This is a genomic window from Arthrobacter sp. Hb9-2 (genome assembly GCF_059091165.1).
This window is the reverse complement of the sequence record NZ_JBNHGJ010000023.1, coordinates 20,390-44,389: the sequence shown is the minus strand read 5'-3', so window position 1 is coordinate 44,389 and position 24,000 is coordinate 20,390. Positions and strand designations below refer to the sequence as shown.

At 65.2% G+C, this 24,000-nt stretch carries 18 protein-coding genes and 1 tRNA gene; 8 read left to right on the top strand and 11 right to left on the bottom strand.

All coding sequences use genetic code 11. The features are described from left to right. The first annotated feature begins 283 nt into the window (after positions 1–283). The 3 genes from AC5RV1_RS13770 to AC5RV1_RS13760 all read left to right on the top strand — a co-directional run bounded on the left by AC5RV1_RS13770 (position 284) and on the right by AC5RV1_RS13760 (position 2,294). Complete coding sequence (locus AC5RV1_RS13770) at positions 284–958, top strand: DNA alkylation repair protein (RefSeq protein WP_493994940.1); 675 nt, start codon at positions 284–286, stop codon at positions 956–958. 146 nt (positions 959–1,104) lie between these two features. Next, positions 1,105–2,070 (top strand): hypothetical protein, encoded by a 966-nt coding sequence (locus AC5RV1_RS13765; RefSeq protein ID WP_493994939.1) that lies wholly within the window; start codon positions 1,105–1,107, stop codon positions 2,068–2,070. 38 nt (positions 2,071–2,108) lie between these two features. After that, positions 2,109–2,294 carry a hypothetical protein gene (locus AC5RV1_RS13760; RefSeq protein WP_493994938.1) on the top strand — a complete coding sequence of 62 codons (186 nt, stop codon included), beginning with the start codon at positions 2,109–2,111 and terminating at the stop codon, positions 2,292–2,294. 105 nt (positions 2,295–2,399) lie between these two features. On the opposite strand, the gene AC5RV1_RS13755 is transcribed toward AC5RV1_RS13760, so the two are convergent. From AC5RV1_RS13755 to AC5RV1_RS13710, 10 genes are all read right to left on the bottom strand, one after another. Beyond that, complete coding sequence (locus AC5RV1_RS13755; protein ID WP_493946342.1) at positions 2,400–3,245, bottom strand: aldo/keto reductase; 846 nt, start codon at positions 3,243–3,245, stop codon at positions 2,400–2,402. 63 nt (positions 3,246–3,308) lie between these two features. After that, a complete protein-coding gene (locus tag AC5RV1_RS13750) occupies positions 3,309–3,785 on the bottom strand; it encodes a hypothetical protein (RefSeq protein ID WP_493946341.1) in 477 nt (158 codons plus the stop codon). Between the two features lie 5 nt (positions 3,786–3,790). Next, positions 3,791–4,420, bottom strand: coding sequence for a bacterial proteasome activator family protein (locus AC5RV1_RS13745; protein WP_493994937.1), 630 nt, complete (start codon positions 4,418–4,420; stop codon positions 3,791–3,793). A 78-nt stretch (positions 4,421–4,498) separates the two neighbouring features. Continuing rightward, positions 4,499–4,702, bottom strand: coding sequence for a YbdD/YjiX family protein (locus AC5RV1_RS13740; RefSeq protein WP_493946340.1), 204 nt, complete (start codon positions 4,700–4,702; stop codon positions 4,499–4,501). Continuing rightward, entirely contained in the window at positions 4,702–6,996 is a 2,295-nt protein-coding gene (locus AC5RV1_RS13735) for a carbon starvation CstA family protein (protein ID WP_493994936.1), read from the bottom strand. The genes AC5RV1_RS13740 and AC5RV1_RS13735 overlap by 1 nt, the downstream gene beginning before the upstream one ends. A 244-nt stretch (positions 6,997–7,240) precedes the next feature. Next, positions 7,241–7,525, bottom strand: coding sequence for a DUF1540 domain-containing protein (locus AC5RV1_RS13730; RefSeq protein ID WP_493946338.1), 285 nt, complete (start codon positions 7,523–7,525; stop codon positions 7,241–7,243). Between the two features lie 103 nt (positions 7,526–7,628). Beyond that, positions 7,629–10,490 (bottom strand): FtsX-like permease family protein, encoded by a 2,862-nt coding sequence (locus AC5RV1_RS13725; protein ID WP_493994935.1) that lies wholly within the window; start codon positions 10,488–10,490, stop codon positions 7,629–7,631. Further along, positions 10,490–11,227, bottom strand: coding sequence for an ABC transporter ATP-binding protein (locus tag AC5RV1_RS13720; protein WP_493994934.1), 738 nt, complete (start codon positions 11,225–11,227; stop codon positions 10,490–10,492). The genes AC5RV1_RS13725 and AC5RV1_RS13720 overlap by 1 nt, the downstream gene beginning before the upstream one ends. After that, positions 11,224–11,826: a PadR family transcriptional regulator gene (locus tag AC5RV1_RS13715; RefSeq protein WP_493994933.1), complete on the bottom strand. Its 603-nt coding sequence runs from the start codon at positions 11,824–11,826 to the stop codon at positions 11,224–11,226. Before AC5RV1_RS13715 ends, AC5RV1_RS13720 begins: the two co-directional genes overlap by 4 nt. A 124-nt stretch (positions 11,827–11,950) precedes the next feature. Then, complete coding sequence (locus tag AC5RV1_RS13710) at positions 11,951–12,934, bottom strand: NAD(P)H-quinone oxidoreductase (protein ID WP_493994932.1); 984 nt, start codon at positions 12,932–12,934, stop codon at positions 11,951–11,953. 107 nt (positions 12,935–13,041) lie between these two features. On the opposite strand from AC5RV1_RS13710, the gene AC5RV1_RS13705 reads away from it, so the two are divergent. From AC5RV1_RS13705 to AC5RV1_RS13695, 3 genes are all read left to right on the top strand, one after another. Beyond that, positions 13,042–13,129 (top strand) — tRNA-Ser (locus tag AC5RV1_RS13705). 194 nt (positions 13,130–13,323) lie between these two features. Further along, positions 13,324–14,118, top strand: a complete 795-nt coding sequence (locus tag AC5RV1_RS13700; RefSeq protein WP_493946333.1) for a VOC family protein — start codon at positions 13,324–13,326, stop codon at positions 14,116–14,118. A 363-nt stretch (positions 14,119–14,481) separates the two neighbouring features. Further along, the gene (locus tag AC5RV1_RS13695; RefSeq protein WP_493994931.1) at positions 14,482–19,038 is read left to right on the top strand and encodes an ExeM/NucH family extracellular endonuclease; all 4,557 of its coding nucleotides are present in this window, start codon (positions 14,482–14,484) and stop codon (positions 19,036–19,038) included. A 168-nt stretch (positions 19,039–19,206) separates the two neighbouring features. Here AC5RV1_RS13695 and AC5RV1_RS13690 read toward each other — a convergent pair whose 3' ends face one another. Then, entirely contained in the window at positions 19,207–21,147 is a 1,941-nt protein-coding gene (locus tag AC5RV1_RS13690; RefSeq protein WP_493994930.1) for an FAD/NAD(P)-binding protein, read from the bottom strand. 83 nt (positions 21,148–21,230) lie between these two features. On the opposite strand from AC5RV1_RS13690, the gene AC5RV1_RS13685 reads away from it, so the two are divergent. After that, complete coding sequence (locus tag AC5RV1_RS13685) at positions 21,231–23,468, top strand: prolyl oligopeptidase family serine peptidase (RefSeq protein ID WP_493994929.1); 2,238 nt, start codon at positions 21,231–21,233, stop codon at positions 23,466–23,468. A gap of 2 nt (positions 23,469–23,470) precedes the next feature. Then, positions 23,471–23,998 (top strand): GNAT family N-acetyltransferase, encoded by a 528-nt coding sequence (locus AC5RV1_RS13680; RefSeq protein WP_493946329.1) that lies wholly within the window; start codon positions 23,471–23,473, stop codon positions 23,996–23,998. Positions 23,999–24,000 lie beyond the last annotated feature (2 nt).

The following is a 24,000-nucleotide window of genomic DNA, read 5'->3' as shown; positions in this document are numbered from 1 at the left end:
AGTCGAGTACTTCCTACGGATGAATAGCCGGTGACCGGCACCTAGCATTGTGGGTACGGCAGCATGCCGGCCACGGCTGCTGCCGGCCATCCGCGTTCACCGGTGCACGCGCTTCGTCCCGTACATGCCCGGCCTTGCGCACAGTTTGCCCTGTCCCTCGCGGGTCGCCATCTGGTTGCTGCGTCGGCTCTAACGCCCCTGATCCCGCAGGAGCAGGCTGGCGTGTACTGGGTGCCTGCTTCATCGTAGGCTGAAGTCCGCACGCGACGGAAAGGGGACTGTGATGGCCGGAACTGCTTTGACCCGGACGAGTTTGGCGGAGCTTGCCGACCTTGAGGACCCGCGGGCGCGCGAGGTGAACGAAAAACACGGCGACGACCACGGCGTAAACCTCGGCAAGCTGCGCGCCATCGCGAAGCGGCTGAAGACACAGCAGGAATTCGCCCGAGAGCTCTGGGACACTGGCGATACCGCAGCCAAGCTGCTGGCCCTCCTGATTTGCCGTCCGAAGGCGTTCGGGCGCGACGAGTTGGACGCGATGCTTCGCGAGGCCCGCACACCCAAGGTGCAGGACTGGCTCGTGAACTACGTGGCGAAAAAGAACCCATACTCAGAAGAGCTGCGGCTGGCCTGGCTCGCCGACCCCGACCCTGTGGTCGCCAGCGCCGGCTGGGCATTGACGTCCGAACGTGTGGCCAAGCAGCCCGAAGGCCTCGAGCTGGCCGGACTGTTGGACGTCATCGAGACCGAGATGAAGGGTGCGCCGGATCGCCTGCAGTGGGCGATGAACACTTGCCTGGCTCAAATAGGGATCGGGCACGCCGAGCACAGGGACCGGGCGATCAGCATCGGCGAACGTCTTGAAGTGCTGAAAAACTACCCGACTCCTCCGGGCTGCACGTCGCCGTTTGCGCCCGTCTGGATCACCGAAATGGTTCGCCGGCAACACAACGGCTAGCAAAAGCCCGTCGTACCGCGGGGTTCCATATATCTCCTGCAGTGTCCGCCGGGCTTCCGGCCGGACCCGTCGCTCCAAAAGGACACTTTCCGGGCGGCGCTCCGGCGGACCAGCCAGCTTTGCCCGACCTGCCTAAGATGGCGTTCATGGAAGACGAGGCCCTGGCAGAGATCGCGAACGAGCTCTATGCCAAGCCGATGGAAGACTTTGTGTCAGCACGCGCCGCCGCAGCAAAGGAAGCTGCCGGTTCGGACAAGGAACTTGGAGCAGCTGTACGCGGGCTGCCAAAGCCCTCGGTTGCCGCCTGGGCCGTGAACATGCTGGCCCTGCACCAACCGGATGTCCTCGCCGAACTGGCCAGTCTCGGCGGCAGGATGCGCGGCGCACAGACGTCGCTGGACGCCGCGGCACTCCGGGAGCTGGGACGTGAGCGCCGGACCATGCTGGCCGCCGCGGTCGATACCGCCCGCTCAGTGGCCCAGCAGCAGGGCCGGTCCATCAGCGATGCCATGGCGACGGACATCGAAGAGACTTTGCGGGCCCTCACTGCGGATGAAGGCGCAGCTGCTGCTGTCCAGAGCGGACGGCTCCTAAAGACACTCTCGGCCGACGGCGTTAACGCCGTGGAGCTTGAGGGCTCCGTGGCAGTCGCCCTGCCCGCACCCAAGGCAGCTCCCGCTCCGCCCAAGGCGCCCATGCGGAAAGAACAGGCAAGGAGCACGACGGCGGCGGGCACCACCCGGCCCCAGCAGGGCAAGCCGCGGCTTGAGGCAGTCCGGCAGACACCCCGGCCAACGTCACCACCCGCACTGGAGAAAGCCAAAGCCGCCCTGGCGGAAGCACAGGCGGCAGAAGCAGAGACAGGGCAGCTCGCCCGGGACCTGCAGGACCAGGCGGACGAAACACGGACTGAAATTGCTGAACTGCAACAGGAGATAGCAGATCTTCGGGCCCGCCTTAGAGCGGCCGAGGACCGCCTGGAGCAATCCCGCAAAAGGCTGGCAAGCACCACTGCCGAGGCTAAACAGGCCGCGCGGGCCGCGGACAAAGCGGAGCGGACGGTGATGCTCGCGCAGGAACGGGTCCTCCGCCTGGGCAACACGCGGGGCTGATTCCGAGGAATGTCAGACCCCGGTTGCACACTGGATTTATGGAAAACGAACTCGTACAGGAATTTCACGTCACCTACTTCGATGCCGACTGCGGCCGCGCACGTGCTGAAGTCTTTGACACCTTGGTGGAAGCCGAGCGGTTCGCCGGACGCCACTGCGCCGGCGAAGACAGCTGGGCCGTCGTGGACGCAGTCCCGGTCCAGCACGTGCGTATTGCCGCCTGAGTCGAGGCCGGCGAAAAGTCCAGGCCGCTTAAAGCAGTAACCCGCGTCTCCTGGGGAATACTCAGGAAACGCGGGTCAACGGTTTAGGGCTGCGTGCGGCTCTGCTTAAGCGAAGTCGGCAACCGCAGGATCGGCCCCGATCCGGCCTTCGCCCTTGGCACTGCGGTCCAGTGCGTTGATGGCCTCAATGTCGTCAGCGTCCAGGGAAACTTCCAGCGCCGCGAAGTTCTCGCGAATCCGGGATTCGGTGACGGACTTGGGAATGACCACGTTGCCGATAGCGAGGTGCCAGGCAATAACCACCTGTGCAGGCGTGGCGCCGTGCTTGGCAGCGATGGAGGCCACGGTTGCATCCTCGAGGAGTTCGCCGCCCTGGCCCAGCGGTGACCAGGCCTGCGTCAGGATCCCCTTGGATGCGCCGAACTCGCGCAGTTCGCGCTGGCTGAAGTACGGGTGGAGCTCGATCTGGTGAATAGCCGGGACCACGCCCGTTTCATCAATGAGCCGCTCCAGGCCTTCGACGGTGAAGTTGGAAACACCAATCGACTTGACGCGTCCGCGCTTCTGCAGCTCGATCAGGGCCTTCCACGTATCCACGTACTTATCCCGCTTGGGCGTCATCCAGTGGATCAGGTAAAGGTCCAGGGTCTCAAGGCCCAGCCGGTCCATCGAGTCCTCGAAAGCGGCGAGGGTGGACTCGTAGCCCTGGTCTGAGTTCCAGAGTTTAGTGGTGATGAAAAGCTGCTCCGGCGACAGTCCCGAGCTGGCAATAGCCCGGCCAACGCCCGCCTCATTACCGTAGATCTTGGCGGTGTCGATGTGGCGGTAGCCCGCCTCGAAGGCCTGGCGGACAACCTTTTCCGCCACTCCGTCCTCGACCTGCCATACGCCATAGCCGAGCTGGGGGATCTGGTTACCGTCGTTGAAAGTCAGTGTGGGTGAAAAAGTCATGCTTCATATCTTGCCAAATCCGCTGCCCTGAACAGGACGATTCGCGCCGACTAAGCCACACGCTTAACCAGGAATATCTTCCTGGCGGGAGCCCAGTCTTTCCTCCCGCAGTTGCCTTTCGGCGTCGGCCACCTGTTGGAAGACAGCCTCCGCACGGCGCCGCACAGAGGCTGCTCCCACGGGCACGGGGCCTACGGCGAGGCGCAGCATCGCAGCGGCTTCGGCGGTGGTGGCAAGGGAGTTACCCGCCTTGGACAGCGAGCGGTGGACAGGTGCCAGGGCAACCGGGATGTCCAAACCCTCACTCGGCGACCGTTGCTGTGCTTCCACACAGACCGCCCTGACGCGGTCCAACAGCGCGGCCAGCTCGTTGGCGATGTCCACCAGTTCCCCGTAGAGCTGGTCGTCCTCAACTCCTTCGAGGACCTGGTGGAATCGGTCCAGCCCCCGGTGGAAACGATCGTGGGCCCGGCGCCACAATCCCTTCCCAAGTTCCGCATCGTCCTTGCGCCCCTGCCTGGCGGCGCTGAAAAAGCCCAATGACCCTAGAGGTACTGTCCCGGACCGTGGTCCGGATCATTGGGCTGCCCTGGTCGGGCCGGAGCCCCCGTCCGGTGGCCGGCCGACGCACGCTGGGGCTCTCCGTTTTCCCCAATAACGACGCCGGGCGCGATCACCGTGCCGGGAGGAAGCTGGCGGAGCTGCAGCTGCGCGGCCGCGTGCTCGCGGGCGGCGTGCTGGGCAGCAATGGCCGTCTGAATGCCGTGGAACAAGCCCTCCAGCCAACCCACCAGCTGGGCCTGGGCAATACGCAGCTCAGCGTCGGAGGGTGTGGCCTCATCCGAAAAGGGGAGGCTGATCCTGTCCAGTTCCTCCACCAGTTCAGGGGCAAGCCCATCCTCCAGCTCTTTGATGGACCGCTCGTGAATTTCGGCAAGCCTGCCCCGGGCAGCGTCGTCCAGCGGGGCGGACTTCACCTCTTCCAGCAGCTGCCTGATCATCGTTCCGATCCGCATCACCTTGGCTGGTTCGTCCACCAAATCCTGCAGGTTGCTGCCTTTGGGCTTTCCGCCGTTGTCCGGGGCAGCCGGCGCAGGGGCCGGAAGCCCGTCGTCAATGGTGGTGCCCTCTACCGGGAGGTCCTCAGGTGCCTGAGTGTCTTTCGGATCGCTCATGCGTTCATACTCTCATGAGCGATCCGCCCGGGGTCCACTCCATGAAGCCCGCCGAGGGTTTGTCCGCTGCAGGCTAAATCAGCAGCAACGGCCCTGAGGATTGGAGTCCTGGCGGTCCGTCCGGTCCCGCCAGAACTCACGCTCGCCCAGGGGCGGAGCGCTGTGGCCTGCAGCCCGGTGGTGCTCCAGGTACTTCGCGTAGGCATCCGCCCCCAGCACGCCGCCAAAATAGCGCGCGAACCCCTGGAAGCCTTTCGCAACCGCGGCGAGTCCGGAGCTCATCAGTGGCCGGCCCTCTCGAACCTCAGTTCGGCCGGGACCTTGTCCCACTCAGCCATCAGCTCCCGCTCGGCAGGCGTCGGAATAAGCCCCGCCGGTGCGAAGACGCGCGAAGGCCTGGCGGGGTCCTCATTGCCCCTCACGGCTGTGGCGTCCGCCCGGTTGCGGAACGCCCTGACGGTGGCGAGCAACGCCGTCGTGATCACGATGATGCTCAGCACCACGAAGACCACCGACAGCCAGCCCTGGATGGCGGTGTTGCGCACCACGGCTTCCATCGCTGCCACCGACTTCGCGGTGCCGAACTCCGTCTTCCCTTCCGCCAGTGCTTTGCTGAAGGCTGCGTTGTTGGCGAAGTAGCCCACCGCCGGGGTGGACGAGAAGATCTTCTGGTAGCTCGCCGTGATGGTGACCACCGCGGCGAAGGCCAGGGGCAGCGCCACGATCCACAGGTACTTGAAGGTTCCTTGCTTGGCGACGATGGCCAAGCAGACGGACAAGGCGATAGCCGCCAGCAGCTGGTTGGCGATGCCGAACAGCGGGAACAGCGTGTTGATGCCGCCCAACGGATCGGTGACACCCATGAGCAGCACCGCACCCCAGGCCCCTACCATGATGGCGGTGCAGAGCCAGGCGCCGGGCCGCCAGGAGTGCTCCTTGAACTTGGGGACGAAGTTGCCAATGGAGTCCTGCAGCATAAACCGGGCAACGCGGGTCCCGGCGTCCACCGCCGTGAGGATGAACAGGGCCTCGAACATGATGGCGAAGTGGTACCAGAACGCCATCATGGCCGTGCCGCCGATGAACTGCTGCATGATGTGCGCGAGGCCGACGGCGAGGGTTGGGGCACCGCCGGTGCGCGAAACGATGCTTTCCTCACCCACGTTGGCCGCCGTCTGGGACAGGAACTCCGGGGTGATGTTGACGCCGGCAAGGCCCAGGCTGTTGACCCAGGTGGCGGCTGTCTCAACGGTTCCGCCGGTGAGGGCGGCAGGAGCGTTCATGGCGAAATAGAGGCCGCGGTCGATGGAGATTGCAGCGACCAGGGCCATGATGGCCACGAAGGACTCCATCAGCATTCCGCCGTAGCCAATGAACCGGGTCTGCCGTTCCTTTTCGACGAGCTTCGGTGTGGTGCCGGAGGAAATCAGTGCGTGGAACCCGGAAAGGGCGCCGCAGGCGATGGTGACAAACAGGAAGGGGAACAGTGCGCCGGGGAAGACCGGGCCGTTGTCCCTGCTGGCGAACTCGCTGAAGGCCGGGACGGTGATCTCGGGGCGCACCACGATGATGGCGAGCGCGAGCATCACGATCACGCCGATCTTCATAAACGTGGACAGGTAATCCCGGGGGGCCAGGAGCAGCCACACGGGCAGGATGGCTGCGATGAAGCCGTAAATGATGAGTCCCCAGGCGATGGTGACCTTATCCAGGGTGAAGATATCGGCGCCCCAGGGGGTCTCGGCAACAATGCCGCCACCGATGATCGCCGCCATCAGCAGGACAAAGCCGATCAGGGAAACTTCCATGATCTTGCCGGGGCGCAGGTAGCGGAGGTAGACGCCCATGAACAGGGCGATGGGGATGGTCATGCCAACGGAGAAGACGCCCCACGGGCTTTCACCAAGGGCATTGACGACCACCAGGGCCAGGATGGCCACAATGATGACCATGATCAGCAGGGTTGCGATCAGGGCTGCGGTGCCGCCGATGATACCCAGTTCCTCCCGGGCCATCTGTCCCAGGGAGCGCCCGCCGCGCCGCATCGAGAAGAACATGACCAGGTAGTCCTGCACTGCACCGGCAAGGACGACGCCGATGATGATCCAGATAGTGCCGGGCAGGTATCCCATTTGGGCTGCAATAACGGGCCCGACCAGCGGTCCGGCGCCTGCGATGGCGGCAAAGTGGTGGCCGAACAGGACATTGCGGTCCGTGCGGACGTAGTCCTTGCCGTCCGCCTTGTACTCGGCGGGGGTGGCCCGCCGGTCATCGGGCCTGGTGATGTAGCGCTCTATGACCTTGGAATAGAAGCGGTAGCCGATCAGGTAGGTGCAGACCGAAGCGAACACGAACCAGATGGCGTTGACCGTTTCGCCGCGGATGATCGCGAGCATGAACCATGCCACGCCGCCCAGCAGGGCAATCGCGGCCCACAGGGCGATCTTGCCCGGCGTCCATTTTTTCTCTTCCGCCGCGCGGACCTTTTCATCCAGGGCCGAGGGAGGGAGATCGGTGTCGGTGGCAACCGCACCTACGCCCCGGGCTGTGCTCCGTCGATCAGGCGTTTCGGCCATGTCTCCTCCTTGAGATTGTTTTCGCTTCTGCTGACAGGCACCCTACCAACGACAGGTGCGTATCGGGCTGGATTTTGCCGCTTAAGGAAAAGCCCTGCGCCAAACGGCCGGCAGCCAGCGCCAAACGACGTGTTGCGGCTGAGGTCCGCAGCGCTGCGGCCCGCGTGCGGCTCCACGCAAAGAGGGCCCCCACCCGGTGTTCCGGACGGAGGCCCCCACTCCCGCCGGCGGCGGAACGGGTTTGCTAGGCGTGTGAATAAGTGAGGCAGTCGGCGTTGTCGGCCCCCGGCCCAACATGCACTTCAGGTGCCTTGCACATCAGGTGGTCGTTGTGGATGCACTCGGAGCGCTGGCATGCTCCGACGTCGGCCAGTACCTTGGGCAACCCGCCGTGCATTCCGGTGTCAATGAACGTGGCGCAATGTGCGTGGTTTTCGGCTCCGCCCACGGTGATGGCGGCGGCATTGCAGTTGGTGTGGTCGTTAAAGGAACAGTTCGTTACGCTGCAGTCTGCGACGTGCGTTGTCATGGAAAGTCCTCCTGGGTTCCGCCGCCCTGGCCGGGCGGCTCCTGAACCCCACGGTAAGCCCGTTGGGAACAATCAAAAAGACCCAATTTAGTGACCTAATTGCTCATATCCCCACCGCCCGCCGCGATGCCGGCAGTCGGGTCCGGGTGAAGAGCCAGGCCAGGAAAGCGCCGGTCAGCGGAACTGCAACCAGGAGTGCCAGCAGGTGCAGCCAGGGAACGTTCACCGAAGCGCTCATTCCGGTAGCACTGGCAATGAGAACTGCGGGCAAAGCGCCCGCCGAACAGCCGAGTAACGTCCCCAGACCGGACGTGAGGAGCGCCTGCGAACCGGCCAATCCTTTCCGCAGCCGGGGTGGGGCGCCCACTGCAGCAAGTGTTGCGTGATCCGGACGGGCATCCGCAAGCGACAAGCCGGCGGTAATACCGGCAGCACTGAACGTGATCAGTGCGCTGACGGCAACGATCGACCAGGTCATCCATGGATTCTCCTGCGAAATGCCTGGCTCCACCCAGAACCCTGCCCTGGGTTGCTGGTAGACGGCGGCAACGGCGGCAGATGCCGCATCCGCCTCAGCCGCGGACGGGTGCCGGTTCAACTGGACCAGGAGCTCAGCGGGCCCAGGCTGCATACCGAGCCGTTGGGCTGTCTCTTCCGAAATGAAGCCGTAGTACGGAACGGCTTCGGCAGGCTCAACAACCGCGGCGGCAAGGGCAGTACTGCTGACAGTTTCATGCATCAAGTAGGGGTCCGGCTGTTCGGCCTGCGTGCGGACATCCTGCGCCAGCAGCACGGTTTCCCCGTCGCGGACGAAGACGGGGTTGGTCACCACCATGCCTCCCGCATCCAGGACAGCCAAGGCCTCTTGACCTGCTTCACGCCCGAGCACGGCCCCAATGACGTCAGCATCACCGACCATGATCGAACTCTGGGATCCCGGTGACTGGGCGAGGGAGCCCCGGCACCGCCAGTCGTCACGGTTCACAACCCTTCCCTGCGGGGTGACGGGACATTCGTTGCCCGGGGGTTTGGCCAACGAATACTGCAGGCAGTTGGACGTGGCCGTCCTGGCCGGTACGGACAAGTCCGAGCCGGGCCCGAAAGCGCAGTTTCGAACATAGGCTGGAGCACTAATCGTCTTCGTCCAGGCAACGCTGCCGAGGGCACTCGTTAGGGCGGAAGAAAGATCCGCTGCTTCGACGTCGACCGGCGGCTGGCTGCTGCCGTCAGCCAGGAAAGGACGCTCGATGGACAACGGCAGAAAGGTCTGGTTCTCCAGGGCACTCCAGTAATGGTTCTCCCGCATCCCGGCCTGCTGACTGGCCAAGAGGACCAGCGCGGCGCTCGCCAGGGTGGCGGCGGCCAGGACAGAGGCCACTGCCGGTATGGTGCGGCCACGGTTCCTGGTGGAGTCGCGGGCAGCCAGCCGCATGGACAGCGGCAACCAGTCCGTTCTGGCGGTCAGGCCAACAATGGCCCAGCCGACGATGAGCACAAGGCCGACGACGGCAAGGACGGCTCCCGCAATCAGCAACCCTGCAACCAGAGGGAGCTGCTCGGCTTTTGTGTCCGGATCGGCGGCTGACTGCCCGAGCAGCCATCCCGTGGCCAGCAGCCCTCCTGCCACGAGCAGCAGCGCGGCCCCGGCCAGGCTTGTCCGTTTTCCATTGCCGGCAGGGGCCCTGCCGGATTTGAGGGCGCCGAGCGCCGCCTGCCGGGCCACTTGGTTCGCCGGAGCCATCGCCGCCAGGATGCAGCACACGAGGCCCATGACCATGGAGACCAGTGTCAGCGGCACGTCGGGATGGAAGCCGGGGAAGCGCGGAGAACCCATAAAGCGAACCCAGTGCACAACGCCTGCTGCCGAGCAGAGGCCCAATGCGGCACCGGACAGGACGGCAATGCCGCCCAGCCACAGTCCCCCTGCCGTCACCACCGAGCGGACTGTCGGTGAATCGGCTCCTGACGCCGCCAGCAGCGCCAGCTCCCGAACCTGCCTTTTGGCACCAACCGCGAAAGCGGCTCCTGCCAGGAGGCCAACCTCCAGGAGCGCCAGCGCGGCCATCAGGCCGAACATTGCATAAAGCGCCATGAAGTCTGAATGCCGCTGGGGAGGCGGGACGCCCTGGATAGCCTGCTGATCCACGGACGGCGGATTGAGCACGACACTGCGCGACAGCACACCCACCCCCTGGCTGTTGGCCTTGCGAACAAGGGACCACGTCACCGGTTCCGGGCCAACAACGTAGTAGGACATCGACTGCGGAGATCTGGACTGCTGGTCCAGGACGGAATCCGGCACCTGCCCGTCACGCAGGAAAATAAAGGAGTTCCGGTCCGAAGCATCGGCGTCCCGGAGGGTTCCGACGGGCACAAAAGAACCCGCCGACGTCGTGATTTGTTGGCCCAGCCCAAGGCTGAACCGCTCCAGCAAGCCGGGAGATACCAGGACCTCTTCCGCGGACCGGGGAGCCCTTCCCTCAAGGAGCGCGTACTTTCCCGTAAAGGCGGGATGCAGTGCGTCAACCAGCCGGCCCTGCAGGGACACCGTAGCCGCCCCCACACCTGTTGTCAGGTCCAACTCGCGTTGGGGCAGAACCTCATAACCCGGCGGGATCAGGTCAACGGGGTCCGCGCTTGTGAAGTCGGCATCATGGACTCCCGTGCTGTGCGCAACCATTGTGTCGTTCAGCGGATCCTGGACAGAATCCGCGTTGGGCACGGGCAGTGCACTGAAACGGGCCTGCGTGCCCCCGAGCTCGTACCGGACAATCTCTTCCGACGTTTTCTGCGTGCTCTGGAACAGAGTAACCGCCCCCGTCATGCCGGCTACCGGAAGCATGATCAGCAGGATGATAAGCAGCGAGCGCCCTTTGTGCCGGTTGATGTCCCGGCGGGCCATACGCAGGGCAAGGCGGAAACTGCCCCGGCGCCCGCCCGGGGCCGGAGCGAGGTCCAGCGGCATCAGCGGCCTGCCTGCGCCAGCAGAACAGCGGGATCCTGCAGTGCAGCCGCCTGCTCCACGATGCGGCCGTCGCGAAGGAACACCACGCGGTCCGCCCAGGCCGCGTGCCGGGCCTCATGGGTGACGAGCATAACGGCGGCACCTGCCTCCGCACGCGAGCGCAGGACTTCCATGACCCCTTGGCCGGTAGTGGAATCAAGTGCTCCCGTCGGCTCGTCCGCAAGGATCAGGCGCCGTTGTCCCACCACGGCACGGGCTATGGCCACGCGCTGCTGCTGGCCTCCGGACATCTGGTCCATGAAGCGGTCCGCTAACTCGGGGATCTCCACCTGCCGCAGCGCGTCCAGCGCCTGCCGATGGGCTTTCCGGGATGCCGTGCCGTCCAGTTCCAGCGGCAGCGCCACGTTCTCGGCCGCCGTCAGGGTGGGGACGAGGTTGAAGTCCTGGAAGACGTAGCCGACGGCACGGCGCCTGAGGCGCGCCAGGTCGTTCAGCCCCAACCCCGCAAGCGGCGTGGACTCAACAAAGACACTGCCCGACGTCGGACGGTCCAGTCCCCCGGCAAGCGCCAGCAAGGAGGACTTGCCGGACCCGGACGGTCCCATCACCGCAACGAACTCTCCCGCACCGATGGTGAGGTCGACGTCGCGAAGTGCGGCAACCGCCGTCGCGCCCTCCCCGAAAGTCTTGCTGACCCCGGCAAGTTCCAGGACCTGCTGCGGCCCCTGGACGCTCACCGGCGGCTGTCCGCGGTGAGCGGGGCCGCGGCTTCCGTAACCCCGGTGGACGTCCTGCGTGCATGCCCGGCGGACTGCGCCTGCTGGACCATCCTGGCTTCACAAAGATCCAGCCAGCGGACCTCTGCTTCTGTTTGGAAGATCAGGGAATCAAGGACCAGCAGCCAGGCGGTGTCTCCCGCGCGCTGGCTCGTGGAGGTGTCCCTGCGGGCCTTGGTGTAGTCCTGCAGGGCCTTGATGGAAGCCACCCGCTGCGCCTGGATGATGCCTTGCACGTCCACGCCCGGGATGGTGACGGCGAGCGCCAGCTTGATGGCAAGCTCGTTTCGCGGCGGGTTGTTCCGCTCCACCGGGGCCGCGAACCAGTTCCCCACGTCGGCTTTGCCGGCGTCGGTAATGCTGTAGATCACGTGGCCCTCGCCGTCGTCGCCGTCCTTGGAGACGAGGCCATCGCGTTCCAGCCGGTCCAGCGTGGTGTATACCTGCCCGATGTTCAGCGGCCAGGTGGCGCCTGTGCGATTTTCGAACTCGACCCGCAGCTGGTAGCCGTAGCGCGGCTGGTCCTGGAGCAGGGCGAGGAGGCTGTGGCGGATGGACATGGCGCTCCTTGCGCTTGAAAGCTTTGGTATGCACGCTCCCCCAAGGCGCGTGCATACCGCGTATGTTGAGCGTAACGCAGACGGGATCCTCAGGCAATACTCAGTATCTATGCGCCGGGGGCCGCTACATCAGCAGGAGAATCTTCCCCACGTGGTGGCCACTGTCGAAGTACTCATGCGCAGCCTGCACCTGGTCCAGCGGGAAGGTCTTGGCTACCAGCGGACGGATCCTGCCGTCGCTGACCAACGGCCAGACGGCGTCACGGACCGCGTTCATGATGGCACCTTTTTCTTCAACCGGCCGGGGCCTTAGCGCCGTTGCCACCACAGCGGCCCGCTTCGTCAAGAGCTGTCCCAGGTCCAGCTGCCCCTTGGTGCCGCCCTGCAGGCCAATCACCACCAGCCGTCCATAGTCGGCGAGCGCATCGACATTCTGCGCGAGGTACTTGGCACCGACGACGTCGAGGATAACGTCAGCGCCATGCCCGCCATTCTGCTCGCGGAGGCTCGCCGGGAAATCCTCTTCGGCGTAATTGATCGCAATATCGGCACCGAGGAAGGCTTTTGCCGTCCCCACCTTTTCGTCGGTGCCGGCCGTCGTTGCCACTTTGGCGCCCAAGGCCTTGGCCAGCTGGATGGCCATAGTACCGATACCGCCGGTGGCACCGTGGATCAGGACCGTCTCGCCGGCCTGGAGCTGGGCAGTCATGACGAGGTTGGAGTAAACAGTGGCGGCCACCTCCGGCAGCGACGCCGCAGTAACCAGGTCCACGCCGTCGGGCACGCGCAGGACCTGCTCAGCCGGCACCGCCACCTGCTGGGCATATCCGCCGCCTGCCAGCAGGGCCACCACCTTGTCGCCAAGGGAAAAGGGCTTGCTGACGCCGGGGCCAAAGCCTGCAATCCGGCCTGAAACCTCCAGCCCCGGAATCTCGGAAGCGCCGGGCGGCGGCGGGTAAAAACCCCTTCGCTGCTGCACGTCCGCGCGGTTCAGGCCGGCGGCGACGACGTCGATCAGCACCTCCCCGGGTCCGGGTACCGGAGCGTCCGCCTCGCGGACCTCAAGTACTTCCGGGCCGCCCGGTTCGGATATGTAGACGGCTTTCATGGAACACTCCCGTTTCTGACTGAATACTGGCTGCAACCAGTGTGCACCGGACAGCTTCCGGTCTCTGTTTTGTTGCAGGCAAGTGCCTATGAAACACTACTAGTCGAGGAAGGTTGTCCGAGCGGCCGAAGGAGCTAGTCTTGAAAACTAGTGTGCGGTAACCCCGTACCAAGAGTTCGAATCTCTTACCTTCCGCGATTGGGACCCCTGTCCGCCAGCACGCTGGCCGGCAGGGGTCCTTCGTTTATCCCGGGACCTGCGGCGATGTACCCGAACGGGCCCGAACCATTGAAAGTGTCAGACCCCCCGCATAGCCTCATGGTGTCCATCCAGGAACGGAAATCCATCCGTTCCTAACCAACGGATTACCACTCACCCAGGAGACCGCTATGCCTGCTCCCGATATCAAACCCGGCTCCCCCTGCTGGATCGACCTTATGACCTCCGACACCACAAAGGCCCGGGAGTTCTACGGGGAACTTTTTGGCTGGCAGTTCGAAGCGGGTGACCAGGAACTCTACGGCGGCTACATCACCGCCCGCAAGAACGGGAAAACGGTGGCCGGCATAATGCAGAAGCAGGAGGACCAGGCCGGGCTCCCGGACATGTGGTCCACCTACCTGTATACCGAAGACGCCAACGCCACGGCAGCCTCGGCGTCCTCCAACGGCGGACAGATCTACATGGAGCCCATGGAAGTCCCGGCGCAGGGAGTCATGGCCTATTTCGCCGATTCCAGCGGTGCGTCCGTGGGTGCCTGGCAGCCCAGCGGGATGGGCGGGTATGAGATCGCGGCCGAACCTGGCGCCCCCGCGTGGCATGAACTGCACACCAAGGATTACGACCATGCTGTCAGATTCTACGAAAACGTTTTTGGCTGGCAGACGAGTGTCATGAGCGACGCTCCCGAGTTCCGTTACACCACCTTGGGCGCGGGGGAAACCGCCCAGGCCGGGATCATGGACGCTTCCGGGTATCTTCCCGAGGCTGTCCCGTCCCACTGGCAGGTGTATTTCGCCGTGGAGGATACCGATGCCGCGGTTGAGCGCACCGTGGCGATGGGAGGCTCCGTTCTGGACGGACCGGCGGACAGCGACTTCGGGAGGGTTGCGCAACTGGCAGATCCCATGGGCGGCATGTTCAAGGTTATTTCGAGCCCCTCCGGGTCTGTGCAGGACCAGTAGGCAGAAGCCTGGTTCCACGCGTCGCAAAAATTTGAAAGAACTGCCGGCCGGAGCTTCCCCTGAAGCTACCGGCCGGTATTCTTTTGTGATGGCCGGCACATGGGGTTCCGGCCACCAACCCAACCACTGCTGACAGCAACACCGGACCGGGCTACTGGGGCGCCGGCCGGTGGGGCGCGGCGTTCCGCTGGGGAACGTCCTGCCGAATGCACGCGCTATCAACCTTGCGTTCATTCAGCGCTGTTGTGATGTGCCGGATACCACTTGACCAGGAGCAGGATCCGGGCCCTTGTCCGTCGGTAAAAACCTGGACACCTTCCATCGGCTCCCCTACCGGGGAGACCCTTCTGAAAGTAAGAGCGGATGCATCAAACACCTTGGAAATTAGCGCTGGGGACAGCGCTGTCGGCGGGGCTCATAGCACCCTTCGCGGCCTTTCCTGCTGCTGCCGACTCGGTCGCGGAGGTCTCAGCCGCGGCGGGAACCTCGCCCGTTGTCATCAACGAGGCCTATCTCAGCGGTGGCAGCGAAGGCGCCGCCTACAAGAACAAATTCGTTGAGCTGTACAACTCCTCGGACGCTCCGGTTTCCCTGGAGGGCTGGTCGGTTCAGTACCGTGCCGCCTCAGGCATCGCGGCCCCCACCGGCGTGGTTGCGCTGACCGGTTCCATCCCAGCCAAGGGGCATTACCTCATCCAGGGAGGAAGCAATAACGGTGGCGCTGCCGGTGCAGACCTGCCGGCAGCGGACCTGGTAGCTACCGGCATCAACCCCTCCGGCAGTGCCGGGACACTGATTCTGGCGAGGCAGCGCACCGCCGTCGTGCTGGGCACCGGTTCCCAGGTGGAGCCTGCCGGCGTGGCCGATCTCCTCGGCTACGGCACCTCGAACACTTTCGAAACGCAGGCAGCCCAGGCCCCGACCGCCAACACCGACGTCAGAAGCCTGAATCGCGCAGCCGGCGCGGACAGCAACAGCAACTCCGCGGACTTCTCGCTCAGTGCCAGCATTACCCCGACGGCGGCGGGTGGCACCACGGCACCGGATCCCACACCTGCCCCAACACCCGACCCCACGCCCACGCCCACGCCTTCAACCCGGACTATCGCAGAAATCCAAGGCACGGGCACCGAAAGCCCGCTGACCGGCTCCACGGTGACCACCACGGGCAAGGTCACGGCAGTCTTCCCGACCGGCGGGCTCAATGGCTACTACGTGCAGACCCCGGGAACCGGCGGGGATCTGACGGCAACCAACCATGCGGCTTCCGACGGGATCTTCGTCTACTCCCCCGCCACAGCGGCGTCGGTCCAGGCCGGAGACCACGTCCAGGTGACGGGCACGGTGGCCGAGTACTTTGGCATGACCCAGCTCAACGTCACGGCAGCGGCTGGGCTCACCAGGCTGACAGAGCCTGCACCCGAAGTGAAGGCCACCACCTTCACGCTGCCAGCCAACGAGACCTTCCGTGAATCCCTGGAAGGCATGCTCCTGGCACCCCAGGGCCCGTTGACGGTGACAGACAACTACACGCTGAACCAGTATGGCGAGATCGGCCTCGCCGGCGGAACAACTCCCCTGGTCCAGCCCACCGCCGTCGCCCCCTACGGCTCGGCCGAGCACACGGCAATGGTGGCGGAGAATGCCGCCCGGGGCATCAAGCTCGACGATGGCTCCAGCACAAACTTCCTAAAGGACGCCGCCACGAAGGCGCAGGTCCTGCCCTACCTGACCACCGCTGAACCGGTACGGGTTGGCTCCCCCGTCACGTTCACCACCAATGTGGTCCTCGGCTATGCCAACAATGCCTGGAAGCTCCAGCCACTGACGCACCTGACGGAGGGCAACAGGGCCACGGCACAGCCGGCCACCTTCGGCGCCACCCGCACTGAAGCTCCCGCCGCGGTAGGAGGCAACCTGAAGCTCGCCTCCTTCAACGTCCTCAACTACTTCCCCACCACAGGCGACACCTTGGAGGGTTGCACGTTCTACGAGGACCGGGCCGGCAACCCCGTCACTGTCCGCGGTGGCTGTGACGCCCGCGGCGCCGCCAACGCTGAGAACTTCGAACGGCAGCAGGACAAGATCTTCGCGGCCATCACCAAGGCCGGCGCAGATGTTGTCACGCTGATGGAGATCGAAAATTCCGCACAGTTCGGCAAGAACCGGGATGACGCCCTGGCCAAGCTGGTGGATGCGCTGAACGTCCAGACCCCGGGCATCTGGGACTACGTCCGTTCGCCTGCCAACGCGCCGCCGCTCAGCGATGAGGACATGATCCGCACCGCCTTCATTTATAAGAAGGCTGTTGCAGAACCTGTGGGTGAGTCCATCATCCACAACGACACCGTGGCATTCGCCAGCGCACGCAAGCCGCTGGCCCAGGTCTTCAAGCCGGTGGGCGGCGGCGCCGGGACAGAGTTCATCGCCATCGCCAACCACTTCAAGTCCAAGGGCTCCGCTGCCACTCCGGAGGACACGGACAAGGGACAAGGTGCGTCCAACCTGGCCCGTACAGCCCAGGCGAAGTCCCTTCTGGAGTTCACCAAGTCCCTGCAGCAGTCCAAAGGCACGGACAAGGTCTTCCTGATCGGCGACTTCAATGCGTACGCCAAGGAAGACCCCATCAACGTCTTCACGGACGAGGGCTACGTCAACCAGGACGACAAGGCACGCAACGCCGACGGCACCGCCAAGCACTCCTACCTGTTCGGCGGAATGGTGGGTTCCCTGGACCACATCCTGGCTTCCCCGGCAGCAGACGCCGCGGTCGCCGGAGCCGACATCTGGAACATCAACTCGGTGGAATCCGTAGCCCTGGAGTACAGCCGCTACAACAACAACGTCACCGACTACTACGCGCCGGACCAGTACCGCGCCAGCGACCACGACCCCGTGATCGTGGGCTTAAACCTGGAGTCCGCGCCCGCCACCGTTGACCTGAATTTCCTGGGCATCAACGACTTCCACGGCAGGATCGACACCAACACGGTCCAGTTGGCAGGCACCATTGAGAAGCTCCGGGCCGCAGCCGCCCCCGGTGCCACCGCTTTCCTCTCGGCCGGTGACAACATCGGGGCGTCTCTGTTTGCGTCCGCCGTCGCCAAGGACCAGCCCACCATCGACGTGCTGAACGCCCTGGAGCTTCAGGCATCCGCCGTGGGCAACCACGAGTTCGACGGCGGCTGGGCGGACCTGCGGGACCGCGTCGTCGCCGGCGGTACCAACGCGAAGTTCCCCTACCTGGGAGCTAACGTCTACAAGAAGGGCACCACCGAGCCCGTGCTGCCGGAGTTCACCGTCCTGGACATGAACGGGATCAAAGTGGCCGTCATCGGCACCGTCACGCAGGAAGTCCCCTCCCTGGTGACTCCCGCCGGCATAGCCGACCTTGAGTTCGGCGACCCGGTGGACGCCATCAACCGGGCAGCGGCACGGATCACGTCGGAGAAGCTTGCCGACGTCATCATCGTGGAAAACCACGACGGCGCCGGTTCGGGAACGGTGGAAGGCGCCACCCTGGAGGAGGAAGTGGCCGCCGGCGGGCCCTTCGCGAAGCTGGTCACCGAGACTTCTTCAGACGTCGACGCGATCTTTACCGGGCATACCCACAAGGAGTACTCCTGGGATGCCCCGGTCCCGGACGGTGAGGGCAGGACCCGCCCGATCGTCCAGACAGGCAACTACGGTGAGAATGTGGGGCAGATCCAGCTCACCGTTGACACCGCCACCAAGGAGGTCACCGCGTACAAGGCCGGCAACGTCAAGCGGACCACCGATCCCGCGGCGGACCTGATCGCCGCCTTCCCGCGGGTTGCCGCCGTCGATGCCATCGTCAAGAAGGCACTCGCGGATGCCGCCGTCGTGGGTAACCAGCCCGTTGGCGCCGTCACGGCGGACATCACTACGGCCTTCACCACTGACGCCGCCGGTGTTGCCAAACGTGATGACCGCGGCAGCGAGTCAACCCTGGGCAACCTGGTGGCCGATTCCCTGCTGGATTCGCTGCAGCCGGCAGAACTGGGCGGCGCCGAAATCGGTGTGGTCAATGCCGGCGGACTCCGGAACGAGCTCTACTACGCTCCGGACGGTACTGTCACCTACGCCGAGGCGAACGCGGTGCTCCCGTTCGTGAACAACCTGTGGACCACGTCCCTGACCGGCGCCCAGCTCAAGACGCTGCTGGAACAGCAGTGGCAGACCAACCCGGACGGCACGGTACCCAGCCGCGCCTACATCCAGCTCGGCCTGTCCAAGAACGTGAACTACACCTACGATGCAGCCCGGCCCGCCGGAGACCGCATCACCTCCGTGCGGGTGAACGGGGCCGCGCTCGATCCGGCCAAGTCCTACCGGGTGGGTACGTTCAGCTTCCTGGCCACCGGCGGCGACAACTTCCGCATTTTCACTGCAGGGTCCAACACCAAGGACTCGGGCCTGGTGGACCGGGACGCCTGGATCGGATACCTGCAGAAGAGCAGCCCCCTCTCGCCTGACTTTGCCCGCCGCTCCGTTGCCGTCACCAACACCACCCCCGGCGAGGTCAAGCCAGGTGAGGCCATCACGCTGGCAGTATCCAAGCTGGACCTTACGTCGCTCGGCAGCCCGGTCAACAAGACGCTGTCAGCCGTATTTACCGACTCTGCGGGCACGGCGACCCAGCTCGGGTCGATGCCTGTGGAAGCCGGCGCAGCTAACGTCAGCCTGCCCGTTCCCTCGGGCGCCGCTGCCGGTACCGGAACCCTTGTCCTCACCGCAGCTGAGTCCGGCACGGCAGTCACTGTTGAGGTGAGGGTGGCAAGCGTTCCGGTTGACCCGGCCTGTATCGCGCCGGCGAAGCCGACCAAGTGGTACGACGTCCTGGGCTGGATCCGCTACGCTGCTGCCTGGCTCCAGTACCAGGTGTGCCTGCGGGGCTAAGGGACTGGTTTCGGCATCCGCCGCAAACGCTCTCTCAGATAACGCCGGCATTCCTCCTACGCTCTCTCACCCAAGTGAACCGGGTGAGAGAGCGTAGGGGTTTAAGGCGCGTCAAATGAGAGAGCGTAGAGGTTTAACGCGCATCAAGTGAGAGAGCGTTGGGGTTTGCTAGAGCCCCAGGATGGCGCCGGCGATCTCGTCGGCGTCGCGCAGCGTGCGCTGGCCGCTGCGGTAGTTCGGCCCGCCGGACTGGACGGCTTCGGCCGCAATGGCTGTGCCCCACTGGGTGGAGGAGAGCTGCAGTCCCAGCACGTAGAGGCCTTCCGTCACGGAACCGTTCGCTGCCAGAGGGCGGTAAGGGTGCGGCTCAACATCCAGGCCGGTGGACTGCACTGGCGCGCCTTCCACCGACATCATGAGCCGGGGCCGCACCAGGCCGTCGGCCAGCAGCTGCTCCAATACCGGCCAATCGTTGGCGGAGACTCTGTTACCGGGCGCCAGCGCCTCCACCATGGTCCGTGCTGCCACCGGCGCATCGTCCACCCATGGCGAAAAAGCAGTGAAGACACCATTCCTGCGGTCCACCCCGAACTTGGGGTCGGGGCCAACGAAACTGACCACTCCTGCTCTTGCCAGTGCCGCGAGCTGTTCGGAGCGCAGCGCAGGAGGCCCGCTGGCCAGTCCTTCCACAAACGACTCGAACCAGCCACGCAGTCCCGCGACCCAGGATTCATCGGTGATGCCGCCGTCGGCTACCGCTGTCTTCAGCACCGCGCGGCCATGGTGTAGGGCCCCAATGGCCATCTTCACCGGGTCATCCTCGCCCAGGGCGGAGCGGCGCGCATCGTCCAGCAGGTAATCCACGACGGCGGCGTCAAGCTCTGCGCGCGATCCGAAGGACCGGCCCGCCAGCGGCGCAGCGAGCCCCGGCAGGTCCAGCCGGTGCCGGGGCCCAACGTGGACAGCGAGGACGCTCTCGACGCTGTCCTCCCAGTTCGCGGCACTGTGCGCGTGCGGGTGGAGTGCCTCGTCAAGGGCTTCGAGGAAGGCAGCCGAATCAGGCACGGCATTGGGCTGCGAGCGCACCAGGGTTGAGTAGTAGGCCCAGAGCGCATCCCGGTGCAGGAGGGGCCAGAAATCATGGTCGAATGCGGGGCGGATACCGGCCTTTTTGAAGCGTTCCAGCGCAGCCTCAGTGAAGTAGCGCAGGGTCACGGATGCCGGGTAGTAGCCGTTCAGCGCGGCTTTGGCCCGGTACGGCGTTCCTCGCCGGGAGGCGGCAATGATGCGCGGTTCCTGGCCTGAGGGCTCGTAACGGAGCACCGTCCCGTTGCTGATGAACTTGCCGCCGCGGCCCTCGGTCAGCTGGCCCATGGTGTCGAAGAAGTTCAGTCCCATGCCGCGGACCAGGACAGGTTCCCCGGACGGAATCAGGGACCAGTCCACGTCCGCCGGCACCGCAGGAGGAAAATACCGAAGGCCCAATTGCTCGGCCGAGGACTGCAGCTCACGCTGTTCAGGATTCAGCCGGGACGGGATGTGGCCGAGCGCCAGCACTACGAATTCGGTGCGGATCGTGGCTCCCGTGGCCAGGCCGACGTCGAACGTTCCGTCTCCTGAGGGGCGCACCGACAGTGCGGACGTTTCGTGGAAGTCGATGGTGACGCCGTCGGGTGCGTTCCGCATCAGCTCCTCCACGGTGCTGCGGAGGTACCGGCCGTACAGTGCACGGCTGGGGAAATCGCTGGCGGCCAGGACCGCAAGTTCCGCCAGTTCTTCTTCGTTCAGGGACGGTGAAGGGTCCTTCTGCTGCCGGGCCCGCCACTGGTCGAAGGTAGTGCCGGCGACCGGCGGCGCCAAGGCAGGGTCCTCAGGAATCAGCGTGGGATAGAAGGACTGCGTGTTCATCAGGAACAGCCGCGACTGCCCTGGCTGCCACACATGGCCCGGACCTGCAGGATAGGGATCAATGACATGGATGTGGAGCCGCACCGGGCCCGCGCCGGCCGCGCTCAACGCGGCACTGCGGGCAAGCAGGCGTTCCAGGACACTGGTGCCCCGGGGACCCGCCCCAACAATGGCGGTCCGGATGCTCTGCGTTTTTTCCACGGCATCCAGAGTACGGGCTCAAACAAAGTCCGCGCTGAACCCTTGACTTGCCAGCCGTCTGCGGATGTTGTTTGGATGGGGCCATGACCACCACTGCAGCTGATCCAGCGCCCGCCTCCGGCGATACCACCGGCACCGCACCCTCGGGCCTCGCGCCCGAGCCCACTGACGAGAATGCCTGGCTCGAGGAGATCTACGGCGAGCAGCAACTGGCCTGGGTGAAGGAACAGAATTCACGCACGGAGGACCTGCTGGAGGACGCCGACTACGTGGAACTCGAGGGAAAGATCCTTGAGGTGCTGGACTCCACGGACAGGATCGCCATGGTGGGCAAGCGCGGGGACTGGTATTACAACTTTTGGAAGGACCAGCAGAACCCCAAGGGCCTGTGGCGCCGCACCACGTGGGACAGCTACTGCACCGACACCCCTGTTTGGGATGTCCTGCTGGACGTGGACGCCCTGTCCGCCGCCGAGGGCGAAGAATGGGTCTTCCACGGGGCAACCTTCCTCCGCCCTGCGCCAGGTGCGCCCTACCGGCTGGCGCTGCTGGCGCTTTCACCTGACGGCGGCGACGCCAACCGCTACCGCGAATACGACGTGGAATCCAGGATGTTCGTGGACGCCGCGCAGGGCGGCTTTGACCTGCCAACGGCGAAGGGGAACGTGTCGTGGCTGGATGCAGACACCCTGCTGGTGGCCTCCACCGCGGAGGGCCTTCCGCGGACTGCGTCCTCGTACGCCCGGACCGCCATCACCCTTAAGCGCGGTGCCTCCCTGGCTGAAGCGCCCCGCCTGTTCGAGGTGCCCGAGAACCACATGATGGCAGTGGTGGCCCACGACTCCACGCCGGGGTTCGAAAGGACCTTCGCGGTTGACTACATCGACTTCTACAACAGGAGCAATTCCGTACTGCGCGAGGGTTCCTGGGCGGTCATCGACGTCCCCACCGACGTCAACGTCAGCGCGCACCGGGAATGGCTGCTGTTCCGTCCCCAGCAGGATTGGGTGCTGAACGGGTCGACCTATCCCGCGGGATCGCTCCTGGCCGCCCGGTTTGAGGACTACCTGGCCGGCGTGCGCGAGGTGGCAGTGCTGTTCACTCCGGATGCCAACACTTCGCTGCAGTCCTGGAGCTGGACCCGGAACTTCCTGCTGCTCAACCTGCTGAAGGAGGTTTCCTCCGAGATTCGTGTTCTCGACCCGTCCCGGCCAACGGGTGACGCCATTGGAGCCTGGGAGTCCACTCTGCTGGATGCCTGTCCGCCGCTGCACGACGTCAACGCCTACTCGGTGGACGATGAAGACGAAGCCGACGGCGGCGCGGGCGACGACTTCTGGCTCGTCGCCACGGGCTTCACCACCCCCAGCACGCTGATGCGGGGCACGTTGGAGCGCGCCGCAGCGGGGACGCCGGGGGTGGTGAGCCGGCAAACGACAGTCAAGGCCTCGCCGTCGTTCTTTGCCGATGAAAACTATGAAGTGCAGCAGCACTTCGCCGTTTCCGACGACGGAACCCGGGTTCCCTACTTCCAGGTCGCCTCGCGCGACCTCCCGCTGGACGGGCAGAACCCCACCCAGCTCTCCGGCTATGGCGGTTTTGAGGTTTCCCGCACTCCGGCCTACAGCGGCACTGTGGGCAGGGCCTGGCTGGAACGCCGGACTTCCACTTCCGCCGGCACCAATGGGGAAGCATCCCACTCCAGGGGCGGTGTGTATGTGGTGGCCAACATCCGCGGCGGCGGGGAATACGGTCCGGGGTGGCACCGGGCAGCCCTGCAGGAGAACCGGCACAAGGCTTACCAGGACTTCGCGGCCGTGGCCCGGCACCTGATCTCCCGCGGTGTCACCTCCCCGGAGCGGCTGGGCTGCGTGGGCGGGTCCAATGGCGGCCTGCTGGTGGGAAACATGCTCACGCAGTACCCCGAGCTGTTCGGGGCAATCTCCTGCGGCGTGCCGCTGCTTGATATGCGCCGGTACACCAAGCTGTCCGCCGGCCATTCGTGGATCGCCGAGTACGGTGACCCTGACGTGCCGGAGCAGTGGGAGTACATCCGCACCTTTTCTCCCTACCACCTGCTCAAGGATGGGGTTGAGTACCCGGACACGTTCGTTTGGACGGCCACTTCCGACGACCGCGTGGGTCCGGTGCAGGCCCGCAAGATGGCTGCCCGGATGCTGGCCATGGGCATCCCGAACGTCTGGTTCCACGAGGCCCTTGAGGGCGGACACGCCGGAGCGTCCGACAACCGGCAGGCGGCAGCGCTGCAGGCCCGAAGCCAGCACTTCCTCTGGAAGGCGCTGGCGGGCGGGACGGCGTAGCGGTGTCCCTGGCCGTGCGGCGGGCGGCGCGGGCTGACGTGGAGCGGCTGGCGGAGGTGCACGTCCGCTGCTGGCAGGAGACGTACCGCGGCATGCTGTCCGAGGGGTTCCTGGCGTCACAGACTCCCGATAACCGGCTGCCGCTCTGGCGCCATCTCCTCGATGCTGCGGAGCCTGCGGAAGCCTGGGTGGCCTGCGACGACGGCGTGATCGTGGGGTTCGCGGGTATCCGGCGTATGCCTTCCGGCGATTCCTGGCATACATCAGGGCCGCCCTCGTCCGGGGACCTGGAATTGTGGGGACTGTACCTGCTGGCATCGCACCAGGGGCTGGGATTGGGGCGCCGGCTCCTGGAGGAAGCATTGGGCGACAGCGCGGCAAGCCTGTGGGTGGCTGCTGGGAACGGGCGTGCGATTGGCTTCTACAGCCACTTCGGCTTCGCACCCGACGGCGCTGCGGACGTAATTCCCGACTGGGAGAACCTGCGCGAAATCAGGTTAGTGCGGCCCGGGCAGGTCCCGCGTTCGTAGCC

Excerpts from the sequence above, each read along its gene's own strand:
- AC5RV1_RS13770 (WP_493994940.1), top strand. The coding sequence starts at position 284 with ATGGCCGGAACTGCTTTGACCCGGACGAGTTTGGCGGAGCTTGCCGAC.
- AC5RV1_RS13685 (WP_493994929.1), top strand. The coding sequence starts at position 21,231 with ATGACCACCACTGCAGCTGATCCAGCGCCCGCCTCCGGCGATACCACC.
- AC5RV1_RS13740 (WP_493946340.1), bottom strand. The coding sequence starts at position 4,702 with ATGAGCTCCGGACTCGCCGCGGTTGCGAAAGGCTTCCAGGGGTTCGCG.
- AC5RV1_RS13695 (WP_493994931.1), top strand. The coding sequence starts at position 14,482 with ATGCATCAAACACCTTGGAAATTAGCGCTGGGGACAGCGCTGTCGGCG.
- AC5RV1_RS13760 (WP_493994938.1), top strand. The coding sequence starts at position 2,109 with ATGGAAAACGAACTCGTACAGGAATTTCACGTCACCTACTTCGATGCC.
- AC5RV1_RS13715 (WP_493994933.1), bottom strand. The coding sequence starts at position 11,826 with ATGTCCATCCGCCACAGCCTCCTCGCCCTGCTCCAGGACCAGCCGCGC.
- AC5RV1_RS13745 (WP_493994937.1), bottom strand. The coding sequence starts at position 4,420 with ATGAGCGATCCGAAAGACACTCAGGCACCTGAGGACCTCCCGGTAGAG.
- AC5RV1_RS13735 (WP_493994936.1), bottom strand. The coding sequence starts at position 6,996 with ATGGCCGAAACGCCTGATCGACGGAGCACAGCCCGGGGCGTAGGTGCG.
- AC5RV1_RS13700 (WP_493946333.1), top strand. The coding sequence starts at position 13,324 with ATGCCTGCTCCCGATATCAAACCCGGCTCCCCCTGCTGGATCGACCTT.
- AC5RV1_RS13755 (WP_493946342.1), bottom strand. The coding sequence starts at position 3,245 with ATGACTTTTTCACCCACACTGACTTTCAACGACGGTAACCAGATCCCC.
- AC5RV1_RS13725 (WP_493994935.1), bottom strand. The coding sequence starts at position 10,490 with ATGCCGCTGGACCTCGCTCCGGCCCCGGGCGGGCGCCGGGGCAGTTTC.
- AC5RV1_RS13765 (WP_493994939.1), top strand. The coding sequence starts at position 1,105 with ATGGAAGACGAGGCCCTGGCAGAGATCGCGAACGAGCTCTATGCCAAG.
- AC5RV1_RS13710 (WP_493994932.1), bottom strand. The coding sequence starts at position 12,934 with ATGAAAGCCGTCTACATATCCGAACCGGGCGGCCCGGAAGTACTTGAG.
- AC5RV1_RS13730 (WP_493946338.1), bottom strand. The coding sequence starts at position 7,525 with ATGACAACGCACGTCGCAGACTGCAGCGTAACGAACTGTTCCTTTAAC.